Raw genomic sequence first — 12,859 nt, 5'->3', positions numbered from 1 at the left:
TTTGTCATCAGAAGTCAGAATGTCGATCGAAAAGATGAATAAAACCAAAAAATCCATCTTTTTACCGCAGAATGCTGCTCCGCAGCACACTAGTCATAAAGCGAATAACATCTGTTTTCAAAAAAATACTGACATAACAACGTGCTAAATGAAAATGATATTTTTTATGGAAAGGGCTTGCATCTTTTTCTTGGAAGTGCTAACATGTTGTTCATAGGATTGTTACTGGTTGTGCAGGCAAAACCTAAATTGATACGAGATGATGTGCACATCATTTGGTGTTAGTTTAGGTTTTTTTTAATGGAAGGGGGAATGGGGATAATCGATGAAGATTGAAAAAGTCTACAATAACAACGTGGTCCTGGCGAAAGCCGGCGATTCATCTGAAGTCATTGTGATGGGAAAAGGGATCGGTTTCCAGAAAAGATCAGGGGACGTTTTCGACAAGTCTTTGATCGAGAAAACCTTCGTCATCCAGGAAAATGATTCAGCAGATCAATTAAAGGCCATTTATCAGGATTTACCGCAAGAAGAATCAGATGCCATTTTTAAGATCATCCAAGAGGCCGAGACAAGGCTGAATCATATCTTCCAAGCAAACGTCTACCTGACGCTTGCCGACCACATCCATTACGCCATCCAGCGGACAAAGGAAGGGATCGTTTTGACCAACCCTTTGGCCTTCGAAGTGAAGAAGTTCTATCGACGGGAATACGAGCTCGGCAAAATCGGGCTGGAACTCATCGCGGAACACACCGGTGTCATGATGGCACCCGATGAAGCGACATCCATCGCTCTTCATTTCGTGAATGCGCAGAAGGAAGGGCAATTGATCGAAGAGACAATGAAAGTGACACGGATTGTTCAGGACATCCTGAACATCGTCCGCTTGCATTTCGGAGTCGCCTTCGATGAAGAATCGATTTCCTATAATCGTTTCTACACCCATCTGCAGTACTTTGCGCAGCGGGTCGTCATGGGGGAAGTTTTCCAGACGGCTCCAGACACCTTCTTGGTGGAGCAAGTGAAGGCAAACTATCCGGCTGCCTATACCTGTGCCAACAAAATATCGACCTATGTCGGAGCTGCCCATCAATTCCAAGTCGGGACCGACGAACTTGTTTACCTCACAATCCATATCCATCGGGTCGTGCAGCAAAAGTGAATACCTAAAATGCTCTCAAGAGGATTGTTACTGGTAAAGCAGGCAAAACCTAAGTAGACAGCAGCGGAAGAAATTCCCATGCTCTCTATTTAGGTTTTTTTTATAAAAAATAATAGAAAAAGAGGGATATAACATGAAATATGAAGAATTAGCAAAAGACATTTTGGCTCATGTGGGCGGCAAAGAAAACGTCCGCAGCCTGGCTCACTGCATCACGCGTCTGCGTTTCAAATTGGTTGACGAAAGCAAAGCGGACACGGAATACCTGAAAAAACTTGAAGGCATCGTTACAGTCATCCAAAGCGGTGGCCAGTATCAAGTCGTTATCGGCAACCACGTTCCTGACGTCTACGCAGCAGTCAACGCTGTCGGCGGATTGAACGGCGGCGGTGAGGTAGCTGCTGAAGACGAAGGTCCAAAAGGCAGTATCTTCAATCAATTCATCGATATGATTTCTAAAATTTTCCAACCAATCCTGGGACCTTTGGCAGCTACAGGGATGCTGAAAGGTGTGGCAGCGCTTTTGATTGCCGCGGGTATGTCGACTACTGATGGGGCGTATGTCCTGATTCAAGCAGCAGGTGACGGATTCTTCAACTTCTTGCCGATCTTCCTTGCATTCACTGCCAGCAAACATTTCAAAATGAACAGCTTTACTGCGATGGCAGTCGCAACCGCAATGGTCTATCCAGGCTTGGTCAATCCTGCAGGAATCGATCCATTGTACACTTTGTTTGCTGGTTCCATTTTTGAATCGCCAATCTACATGACATTCTTCGGCTTGCCGGTCATTATGATGAGCTACGCTTCATCGGTTGTGCCGATTCTTTTGGCAGTTTTCCTGGGTTCCAAAGTTGAAAATGTCTTGAAGAAAGTCATTCCGGATGTTGTGAAATTGTTCATGGTGCCTTTCACAACTTTGTTGATCGTCGTTCCCTTGACCATCTTGTTTGTCGGACCGCTCTCCACATGGGCTGCGACGTTGCTTGGGGCTGGTGTATCCTGGATCTATAACTTGAGCCCAATCGTCGCAGGCGCTGTATTGGGTGGAGGCTGGCAAGTATTCGTCATGTTCGGTTTGCATTGGGGCTTGGTGCCGATCGCAATCAATAACTTGGCGACACAAGGCTATGATCAATTGCTGGCTACTGTATTAGGCGTTTCATTTGCACAGACCGGTGCAGTATTGGCGATTATGTTGAAAACGAAAGAAGCAAAAGTAAAACAATTGAGTATTCCGGCTTTCATTTCCGGGTTGTTCGGGGTAACTGAGCCTGCTATCTACGGAATCACTTTACCGATGAAACGTCCGTTCCAATTGAGCTGTATTGCTGGTGCCATCTCCGGTATCGTGGCAGGTATCTTCAAATTGACGAGCTACCGTATGGGCGGCTTAGGCGTCTTCTCATTCCCTAGCTACTTGGATGCAAACGGAACAATGAGCTTCAATTTCTGGGCTTCCCTCATCGTTGCTGTGGTAGGACTTGCTGCTGGATTCCTGCTTGTCTTCTTATCAAAAATCCCAGTTCTTTACGGAGAAACTGAAGTTGCAGCAACTGCAACAAATACAGCAACAACTTTAAACACAAACTCTGTAGTCGTTGAAGCAATGAAAAAAGACTTGAGCGCAGCAGCTGAAAAAGACTTGGTCGCTAGCCCAATGATCGGCGAAATGGTTCTCTTGTCAGATGTTCCGGATGAAGCTTTTGCGACTGGTGCACTTGGTAAAGGGATCGCGATCCGTCCGACTGTCGGTGAAGTCTATGCTCCGGCAAACGCAACTGTAACACTCTTGTTCCCGACGCAACATGCAATCGGTTTGACGACTGAAAACGGAACGGAAATCCTGATCCACGTCGGAATGGATACGGTCCAATTGGATGGTAAAGGCTTCACGAGCCATGTGCAACAAGGCGATAAAGTAGTAGCCGGACAATTGCTGTTGGAATTCGACATCGACTTTATCCAAAAAGCAGGCTATGAAATCATCACACCGATCATCGTCACAAACAGCAATGACTACTTGGATGTCATCACGACGAAAGAAGCAACATTGGCTGACGGCGACTATTTGCTGACGGTCATCGCATAAACAAAAGATATTCGGGAAATCAATTCAACCGCAAGAAATATTTCCGGATAAAAACCAGATATCCGGGGAAAAAACCTAGACCGCAAGCCAGCTTCCCGAATAATAACCAGATATTCGGGAATTTGGTTTGTGGTCTCAGGCGCCCGAACCCATTTGGGATGATTTTTCATAATTCGGGACTGTCACGCAATGAGTCAGACCCGTGCATAAAATAGAACCAGAATAAAGAATAGGAGCGATCACATGCAAACTGTATTTCCAAAAGGATTTTTATGGGGTGGCGCAACAGCCGCCAACCAATACGAAGGTGCTTATAATGTTGACGGAAAGGGGCTTTCCGTTCAGGACGTAACCCCTCAAGGCGGATTTGGGCCGATCACGGATGGTCCTACACCGGACAACATGAAATTGGAAGGGATCGACTTCTACCACCGTTATAAAGAAGATATCGCCTTGTTCGCGGAAATGGGCTTCAAAACATACCGTACTTCCATCGCATGGACACGCATCTTCCCGAACGGCGACGAAACGGAGCCGAACGAAGCTGGCTTGCAGTTCTACGATGACCTGTTCGATGAATTGGCAAAATACGGCATCGAGCCGCTGATCACTTTGTCCCACTACGAAACACCGCTGCACCTTGCCCGCGAATACGATGGCTGGGTTAACCGCAAAATGATCGGTTTCTACGAAAATTATGTGCGCACGGTCTTCACGCGCTACAAAGACAAAGTCAAATACTGGTTGACGTTCAATGAAATCAACTCGATCATCCACGCGCCATTCATGAGCGGCGGAATCGCGACAGTTCCTGAAAAATTGTCGAAATCCGATCTGTACCAAGCTTGCCACCACGAATTGGTAGCCAGCGCTTTGGCGACAAAAATCGGCCACGAAATCAACCCGGACTTCAAAATCGGCTGCATGGTCATCGCAATGCCGACGTATCCGTTGACTTCCCATCCTGATGATATCATCGCGGTTATGGAAGCGGATCGCCAAAACTTCTTCTTCTCGGATGTGCATGTTCGCGGCACGTATCCTGGTTACATGAAGCGCTATTTCCGTGAGCACGGCATCGAGCTGAACATCACTCCTGAAGATGAAGAAATCCTGAAGAACACTGTCGATTTCGTTTCCTTCAGCTACTACATGAGTTCGACACAAACAGCAGACGAGTCCAAGAAAGTGAAAGGGGCAGGGAATATCCTCGGCGGGGTGATGAATCCTTATCTGGAGGCTTCCGAGTGGGGCTGGCAGATTGATCCCAAGGGCCTGCGCATCGTCTTGAACGACTTCTGGGATCGTTACCAAAAACCATTGTTCATCGTCGAAAACGGTTTGGGTGCAGTCGATCAGCTGGTGACCGGTGAGGATGGCCAACCGACCGTCAACGATGATTATCGCATCAACTATTTGAACGATCACTTGGTGCAAGTTGCCGAAGCCATTGCGGACGGTGTCGAAGTGATGGGCTACACGACGTGGGGATGCATCGACTTGGTCAGCGCATCGACTGCAGAATTGAAAAAACGCTATGGCTTCATTTATGTCGACCGCCACGATGACGGATCCGGTACTTTGAACCGTTACAAGAAAAAATCATTCAACTGGTACAAAGAAGTCATCGCAACAAACGGCGCATCTTTGGTACAGAAATAGGAGGAATTGTCATGTCAGCAGGTAAAGGATTTCCGGAAGGTTTCTTCTGGGGCGGCGCTACAGCCGCCAATCAATTTGAAGGAGGTTGGGACGCTGATGGGAAAGGTCCGTCGGTCATCGACCAACTGACCTGCTCGCGCGACTTCGCTGAGCGCTTCGCCGGAGTCGGCGACTACTACCCTTCGCACATCGGTATCGATTTCTACAACCGCTACAAGGAAGATATCGCCTTGTTCGCAGAAATGGGCTTCCGGATGTTCCGGATGTCGATCGCCTGGACGCGGATTTTTCCGAATGGTGATGAATTGGAACCGAACGAAGCCGGCTTGGCCTTTTACGATGACGTCTTCGATGAATTGGCGAAATATGGCATCGAACCATTGGTGACGATCTCGCATTTCGAAATGCCGCAATATCTGGTCGACCACTACGGCGGCTGGAAAAACCGCAAGCTGATCGGCTTCTTTGAAAGATATGCGACAACATTGTTTGAACGCTATCAAGGGAAAGTCAACTATTGGCTGACCTTCAACGAAATCAACATGGCGACGTTCCTGCCGCAGATTTCGATCGGTTCGAAAGCCGAAGCGGGCGAAAGCCAGGAAGAAATCATGTATCAAGCCTTGCATCACCAATTTGTCGCCAGCGCTTTGGCGACGAAGGCTGCGCGGGCAATCGATCCCGACAACCGCATCGGCTGCATGATCGCCTATGCGCCGGTCTATCCGTTGTCGGCAAAACCGGAAGACGTTTGGTCAGCGCAACGAAAAGAAGAAGAAAAACTGTTCTTCTCAGATGTCCATGCCCGCGGGTATTATCCGCCGAGCAAACTGGCTTACTTCGCCACTAAAGGCATCAACGTTACGTTCGAACAAGGCGACGAGGAAATCTTGGCTGCACATACGGTCGATTTCATTTCCTTCAGCTACTATGCTTCCAGCGCAGCCAGCTTTGCACAATCCGGCGTGCCGGGTGAAGGCAATGCTTTGATGGGCGAGAAGAACCCGTACTTGGCGGAATCGGAATGGGGCTGGCAAGTCGATCCGTTGGGTCTGCGCGTCGCTTTGAACACGTTCCACTCCCGTTACCAACTGCCGCTGATGGTTGTCGAAAACGGATTGGGTGCTGTGGATGAAATCGTCGATGGCCAAATCCATGATGATTACCGCATCTCCTACCTTCGTGACCACGTCAAAGCGATGCGTGATGCGATCGTGCTGGACGGCGTCGATCTTGTCGCCTACACCTCTTGGGGCTGTATCGACTTGGTTTCAGCCGGTACGGGCGAGATGGCGAAACGCTACGGCTACATCTACGTGGACCGCAACAACGACGGTTCAGGCAGCTTGGACCGTCTGAAGAAGGATTCCTTCTACTGGTACCAAAAAGCCATCGCCAGCAATGGCGAAGATTTGGAATAGTCAAATACAAAATCCCCTGTCTCACGCTCTTGCGTGTTTGGCAGGGGATTTTTATTTGCTAATATGCGTTTGGGCTTCAGCCGGAATGTCCGATATCGGAGAGAAATCGGACAAGTTGGAGCCTGCAAGAGTCGCGGATGTCCGATACCGGAAAGAAATCGGACAAGCAGCATGCGTTAGTGTCGCGGATGTCCGATACCGGAGAGAAATCGGACAAGCTGGAGCCAGCAAGGATGGTGGTTGTCCGATAACACTACTTTATCCGACTTTCTTCAAAAAATACTCGAACACCGACAGATCGTCCGTCAATTCCGGATGGAAAGCAGTAACCAAAATCTGGTCGTTTTCGGCCGCTACAATCTTTCCGTCGATGCTTGCAAGCACGCGGACTCCCTTTCCGACTGAGCGGATGTAAGGGGCGCGGATGAAGACGGATTCCACCGGTTCTGCGATGCCTTCAAATGGCAGCAGGGCTTCGAAACTGTCGACTTGGCGCCCGAAGCCGTTCCGTTCGACTGCGATGTCGATGAAGCCGAGCCGCAATTCATCGGGTGCATGGCTGCTGTCCGTGCTGCAAAGAATCAGTCCGGCGCAGGTGCCGAAAATCGCTTTGCCGGCTGCGAAGAATTTCCGCAAAGGTTCCTCCAGATGCTGTTCGCGGATCAAACGGCCGATGGCGGTCGATTCGCCGCCTGGGATGATCAGCCCGTCCAAGCCGTCCAGATCGGCGGGCAGTTTGACGGCAGAGGCGGTGACACCCAACTTAGTCAGAGCCTGCAGGTGCTCCGTGACCGCACCTTGCAAGGCCAATACGCCGATTTTATTTGTCATGCTTACCAGCCTCTTTCCTGCATGCGTTCGGAGGCGTGGAGCGTACTAATGTCGATCCCTTTCATCGGTTCACCCAAGCCTTTGGACAGTTCGGCCAACAAGGCATAGTCCTCGTAATTGGTTGTCGCGCGGACGATGGCGCGGGCGAATTTTTCGGGATTTTCGGCTTTGAAGATGCCGGATCCGACGAAGACGCCATCTGCGCCCAAGCTCATCATCAAGGCCGCGTCAGCAGGTGTTGCGACACCGCCGGCAGCGAAGTTCACGACCGGCAATTTCCCGAGCAATTTGATTTCCTTGACCAGTTCGTAAGGGGCTCCGATTTCCTTGGCGAATGTCATCAGCTCATCGTCCGATTTCGTGATCAACTGGCGGATTTGGCCGTTGACTTTGCGCATATGGCGGACGGCTTCCACGATATTGCCGGTCCCCGGCTCACCCTTTGTGCGCAGCATCGAAGCACCTTCACCGATGCGGCGCAAGGCTTCTCCCAGATCACGGCAGCCGCAGACGAAAGGAACGGTATAGTCCGATTTCAAAAGGTGGAATTCCTCATCGGCAGGGGTCAGCACTTCGCTTTCGTCGATATAGTCGACGCCCATAGCTTCCAGGATGCGCGCTTCGGTGATGTGGCCGATGCGGGCTTTCGCCATGACGGGAATGCTCACCGCGTTCATCACTGCCTCGACGATGGTAGGGTCCGCCATGCGGGCAACTCCGCCGGCTGCACGGATGTCCGATGGAACGCGCTCCAATGCCATGACCGCTACGGCACCAGCCGCCTCGGCGATCCTTGCCTGCTCCGCGTTCACGACATCCATGATGACGCCGCCTTTTTGCATTTGGGCCATCCCGCGTTTTACTTTTTCTGAACCGATGATTTTTGTTGTCATAAATAATCCTCCTGGTTTTAAATGATAAAATGATTAACGAATGGTTAAATCATAATCCCTTTTTACAGGAACGCCTACATCCAATTGGACTGTTTCCGAACCAACCAATTTGGTGTATAATGATTAAAAACCAAGGAGAGTGAAGGAATGGCGGAGTGGAGACTGGATCAGGATAGGGGCATGCCGCTCTATCAACAGCTTATGCAGCTGATCGAAGAGAAGATAAAAGCCGGCGATTTGGTCCCCGGCCGAGCCTTGCCGGCGGAACGCAAGCTGGCGGAGGAACTGAAGGTCAACCGGTCTACCGTCATTCGGGCACTGGAAGAGCTGACGACGCAGGGGATCCTCATCCGCAAAAGGGGCAGCGGGACATTCGTGAATCCGAATAAATGGGGGATGCAGACAAGGCCCACCATCAATTGGCGGACCTCCTTGACGCCGGATAATCTTTCAGTGGACACCCCTTATCAAAGGGACGTCAAACAGCTATTGGCGCAGCACCGATCGCGCGAAATACTGGATTTGGGGAATGGGGATTTGCCGAAGGACCTCTTGCCGGAACTGAAGATCCCGGATATTTCGCTTGGGGAAATGTTGCATGGGGAAGCCACTTTCATCAGGGAAAACCGCGGCATCAAAGCTACAAGGGAAAGCGTCCAAAAACACTTGAAGACTGCGTACGGGATGACTGTCCCGCTGGAGGAAATCTTCATCACTTCGGGAACCCAACAATCATTGTTTTTGATTACGCAAGGGCTGTTGAAGCCAGGTGATGCAATCGGCATCGAGGCTCCTTCCTATTTCTATTCTTTGCGGCTTTTTCAGGCTGCCGGTCTGCGGATTATTCCGATTCCGATGGATGGTGAGGGAATGACCGTCAATGGTCTTCAGGAAGCTTCCTTGCAGTATCCTCTGAAGATGATTTTTCTGAATCCGATTTTCCAGAATCCGACAGGAACGATCATGAGTCCGGAGCGGAAACAGGCCATACTTGATTATTGTTTACTGAAGCGCATCCCGATCGTGGAGGATGATGCATACGGCAGCTTTGTTTTTGATGAAACGGTTGATAACCGTCCGTTGAAAAGCCTGGATAAACGACAACAAGTGCTGTATCTCGGTTCCTTATCCAAATTTGCCGGTCAGCATATCCGGATCGGATGGATGGTTGGACCAGCCGCCATTGTCCGGGAATTGGCCGACATCCGCGATCAGATCGACTCCGGATTGAGTTTCTTGCCGCAGCTGTTGGCCGAACATTATTTGGCGAGCGAGATCACTGAACATCTTCCGATCATCGTTACGGCTTTGAAAGAGCGCGCCGACAAATTGCAGACGTGGCTCAGAACCAAATATGGGCAAGAGATAAGTTTTGAACCGGCAAAAGGCGGCTACCATCTTTATTGTCATTTCGCCAATAAAACCGATGCCGAGATGGATGAGCTGCTGCAGGAATTGTTGGAAGAAAAAGTGATCGTGAAGGAAGGTATCCAGTTCGGCGACAAAAAAAATGCGGTCCGTTTCAGTTTCGGTCATTTTTTAGAGCGGATTGCAAAGATATGAGTCAGGAAGCAAATCTGCTGACTAGTCTATTTGATAATAAAAAATACGTTTACAAAATAAATAACACATGATATATTATTCCACGTAAACGTTTACGAAATAGGGGATGCTTTGTGAGTACAATACTAGATGTTGCAAAAAAAGCAAAAGTTTCTATCGCCACAGTCTCCAGAGCCTTAAATAATCAGCCTGGATGTTCGGAAGAAACAAGAAAAAAAGTTATGAGAATAGCTCAAGAATTGGGTTATGAACCAAACGAAGTCGCCAGAAGCCTAATAAATAAAAAAACGAATACGATAGGTGTTATCATACCTGAGATTTCAAGTCTGTTAAGTTCAGAATTTATTAATGGAATTGATGCTATAGCCAAGCAAGAAAGTTCAAACTTAATTGTCACCTATACGAAATCGAATATTGTAAGCACAGAAGAGAATCTAAAGATGCTGCACGAGAAGCGAGTGGATGGCATTATATTCGTCAGTGAAATCCTGCGAAAGGAATATTATGACTATATAAAAAGAAATAATATCCCTTGTGTATTGCTGTCTACGAAATCAGCTGAATATGCGAGTATCCCATATGTAAAAGTTGATGATTACGATGCATCTTATGCAGCTACCAACTATTTGATCAAGATGGGGCATAAAAAAATTGGCTTAATCAGTGGAAGTTCTGCAGATCCAATTGCGGGGAATCCACGAATTGACGGTTACAAAAAAGCAATATTAGAAAATCTTAACAAGGTTGTTGAAGAGAGACAAATTGTATCAGGAAACGGGTTCGGATTCGATGATGGAAGAGATAACTTCATTCAATTAATGAAGCAATTTCCTGAATTGACAGCGATATTTTGTGCGAGCGATGAAATGGCTATCGGAGCGATTTCTGCTGCGTATAAATTAGGTATAAGCATACCGGAAGATGTCTCTATTATGGGCTATGATAATTTGAAAATATCTGAGATGTCAGTACCGCCGTTGACAACAACTGCTCAGCCATTAGTAAAAATGGCAGAGAAGGCAACTGAAATATTATTCAAAATTATAAATAAGAAGGCTGACGATGTGCATTCGATTATCATGCCATATCAAATCATTGAAAGAGACAGTGTGAAAAAAATAAAGTAACAAATTTCCCGATTGACGTAAAAGTTTACCTGGAACGACACGGGAAATTTAGTTTTTGACCGTAACGTAAACGTTTACGTAGCGAAGCGTGTTGTTTTTGTTTAGTATCAACGTAAACGTTTACGTTTCGAAGAAATGATGATGCGTGTGTGTATTGGATGACACGAATGTATTATCACCAATCCTATCAAAAAGGACGGGTCTATCCCGTTAAAATGAAAATAATAGAAGGAGAGTCAATAATATGATCAAAATTGGAATTATCGGTTGTGGAGGAATTGCAAACAACAAACATATGCCAGCTTTGGCTAAAGTGGAGGCTGCAGAAATGGTGGCGTTCTGTGACATTATCGAAGAACGTGCAAGCAAGGCGAGAGAGGCGTTTGGGACGGATGCTGCAAATGTCTATACGGACTATATGGAGCTTTTAAAAAATGATGAAATTGATGTCATTCATGTCTGCACACCAAATATTTCTCATGCTGAAATCTCAATTGCGGCAATGGAGTCCGGTAAACATGTGATGTGTGAAAAACCGATGGCTAAAACTTCGGAAGAAGCAGAAGCTATGATAGCCGCGATGAATCGGACCGGGAAAAAGCTGACGATCGGTTATCAAAATCGATTCAGAAAAGATTCTTCTTATTTGCATAAAATCTGTCAAAAGGGAGAATTGGGAGATATTTATAACGCTAAAGCGCATGCGATCAGGAGACGGGCGGTTCCTACTTGGGGCGTATTTCTTGATGAAGAAGCGCAAGGTGGTGGCCCTTTGATTGATATCGGAACGCACGCGCTTGATTTAACGTTGTGGATGATGAATAACTATAAACCAAAGTATGTTGTGGGGAATACGTATCATAAATTGGCACAGACGGAGAATGCCGCAAATGCTTTCGGACCTTGGAATCCAGCTGAATTTACCGTAGAGGATTCCGCTTTCGGATTTATCGTAATGGAGAATGGAGCAACCATTTATCTGGAATCCAGTTGGGCCTTGAATTCCTTGGATGTAGGGGAGGCTCAAACGACTCTGCACGGTACCAACGGAGGAGCAGACATGAAAGATGGTTTGCGTATCAATGGTGAAGCTGATGGCATGATGTACGACAAAACGATGGTGTTGGAGCCTGGTGGAGTAGACTTCTACGACGGATCGGGAGATGATCCGGCCTATCTGGAAGCGAAGCAATGGATTGAGAGCATCCAAAACGATACAGAACCGGTTGTGTCACCTGAACAGGCATTGGTCGTGACCCAAATACTGGAAGCTATTTATCAATCTGCCAAGACCGGAGCGCCGGTATACATCAATCAACATAAAGAAGAGTTGGGAAAAATACTGGTCTGAAGAGGGGATAATCGAATGAAAGTAACGGTATGGAACGAGTATCGGCATGAAAAAACGGATGAGGCTGTAGCAAAAGTCTATCCCAAGGGAATACACGGGCAAATCGAAAGTTTCTTGAAGGAAGCAGGTTTGGATGTAAAGACAGCTACACTGGACGAACCGGAGCACGGCTTGACGGAAGCGGTCTTAGCAGAAACCGATGTGCTTGTCTGGTGGGGACACATTGCCCATAACGAAGTAACGGATGAAATAGTCAACCGCGTCCATGATCATGTCCTGAAAGGGATGGGGCTGGTTGTTTTGCACTCGGCACATATGTCCAAAATTTTTATGAAATTGATGGGAACGAGTTGCGACCTGAAGTGGCGTGAAGCCGAAGAAAAGGAACGGATTTGGGTAGTGAATCCAAGCCATCCCATAGCTGACGGAATCGGCGAATATATTGAGCTGGAGAAAGAAGAGATGTACGGCGAGCACTTTGATGTGCCGACGCCGGATGAATTGATTTTTGTCGGATGGTATGAAGGCGGAAATGTTTTCCGCAGCGGGATGACTTATAGACGCGGCAACGGGAAGATTTTTTATTTTCAGCCTGGTCATGAGACATACCCGACTTACTACAATAAAGATATCCAAAAAGTCATCATAAACGGAATCGATTGGTGTAGACCGTCAAAGCGGGCGTATCCTGCTTACGGAAACAGCCAAGCGTTGGAAGAAATAAAAAATGGGCAGCAACCCGTATAAAAAGAGG

10 protein-coding genes are annotated in these 12,859 nt (G+C 47.7%); 8 read left to right on the top strand and 2 right to left on the bottom strand.

The features are described from left to right. Window positions 1–325 precede the first annotated feature (325 nt). The 4 genes from licT (at window position 326) to ACKPBX_RS03725 (ending at window position 6,340) form a co-directional block, all read left to right on the top strand. Window positions 326–1,165 (top strand): BglG family transcription antiterminator LicT, encoded by an 840-nt coding sequence (licT, locus tag ACKPBX_RS03740; RefSeq protein ID WP_086627010.1) that lies wholly within the window; start codon window positions 326–328, stop codon window positions 1,163–1,165. Between the two features lie 133 nt (window positions 1,166–1,298). After that, the gene (locus tag ACKPBX_RS03735; protein WP_086627011.1) at window positions 1,299–3,257 is read left to right on the top strand and encodes a beta-glucoside-specific PTS transporter subunit IIABC; all 1,959 of its coding nucleotides are present in this window, start codon (window positions 1,299–1,301) and stop codon (window positions 3,255–3,257) included. A 243-nt stretch (window positions 3,258–3,500) separates the two neighbouring features. Beyond that, window positions 3,501–4,919 carry a glycoside hydrolase family 1 protein gene (locus ACKPBX_RS03730; RefSeq protein WP_319996033.1) on the top strand — a complete coding sequence of 473 codons (1,419 nt, stop codon included), beginning with the start codon at window positions 3,501–3,503 and terminating at the stop codon, window positions 4,917–4,919. An 11-nt stretch (window positions 4,920–4,930) separates the two neighbouring features. After that, window positions 4,931–6,340, top strand: a complete 1,410-nt coding sequence (locus ACKPBX_RS03725; protein WP_319996032.1) for a 6-phospho-beta-glucosidase — start codon at window positions 4,931–4,933, stop codon at window positions 6,338–6,340. A 258-nt stretch (window positions 6,341–6,598) separates the two neighbouring features. Here the strand turns inward: ACKPBX_RS03725 and pdxT are convergent, their stop codons facing one another. Together pdxT and pdxS are read right to left on the bottom strand one after the other, a co-directional pair. Then, a complete protein-coding gene (gene pdxT / locus ACKPBX_RS03720) occupies window positions 6,599–7,171 on the bottom strand; it encodes a pyridoxal 5'-phosphate synthase glutaminase subunit PdxT (RefSeq protein WP_086627015.1) in 573 nt (190 codons plus the stop codon). A 2-nt stretch (window positions 7,172–7,173) separates the two neighbouring features. Continuing rightward, entirely contained in the window at window positions 7,174–8,064 is an 891-nt protein-coding gene (gene pdxS / locus ACKPBX_RS03715) for a pyridoxal 5'-phosphate synthase lyase subunit PdxS (RefSeq protein ID WP_107994997.1), read from the bottom strand. Between the two features lie 147 nt (window positions 8,065–8,211). On the opposite strand from pdxS, the gene ACKPBX_RS03710 reads away from it, so the two are divergent. The 4 genes from ACKPBX_RS03710 to ACKPBX_RS03695 all read left to right on the top strand — a co-directional run bounded on the left by ACKPBX_RS03710 (window position 8,212) and on the right by ACKPBX_RS03695 (window position 12,852). Beyond that, window positions 8,212–9,627 (top strand): aminotransferase-like domain-containing protein, encoded by a 1,416-nt coding sequence (locus ACKPBX_RS03710; RefSeq protein WP_319996031.1) that lies wholly within the window; start codon window positions 8,212–8,214, stop codon window positions 9,625–9,627. A gap of 113 nt (window positions 9,628–9,740) precedes the next feature. Next, a complete protein-coding gene (locus ACKPBX_RS03705) occupies window positions 9,741–10,754 on the top strand; it encodes a LacI family DNA-binding transcriptional regulator (RefSeq protein WP_319996030.1) in 1,014 nt (337 codons plus the stop codon). Window positions 10,755–10,998: 244 nt separating this feature from the next. After that, complete coding sequence (locus ACKPBX_RS03700) at window positions 10,999–12,105, top strand: Gfo/Idh/MocA family protein (RefSeq protein WP_319996029.1); 1,107 nt, start codon at window positions 10,999–11,001, stop codon at window positions 12,103–12,105. A 15-nt stretch (window positions 12,106–12,120) separates the two neighbouring features. Then, the gene (locus ACKPBX_RS03695; RefSeq protein WP_319996028.1) at window positions 12,121–12,852 is read left to right on the top strand and encodes a ThuA domain-containing protein; all 732 of its coding nucleotides are present in this window, start codon (window positions 12,121–12,123) and stop codon (window positions 12,850–12,852) included. The last annotated feature ends 7 nt before the right edge of the window (window positions 12,853–12,859 follow it).

Source organism: Trichococcus shcherbakoviae (genome assembly GCF_963666195.1).
Lineage (GTDB): Bacteria > Bacillota > Bacilli > Lactobacillales > Aerococcaceae > Trichococcus > Trichococcus shcherbakoviae.
Note: the sequence above shows the minus strand (reverse complement) of the source record. Positions and strands in the feature narration are given on the sequence as shown.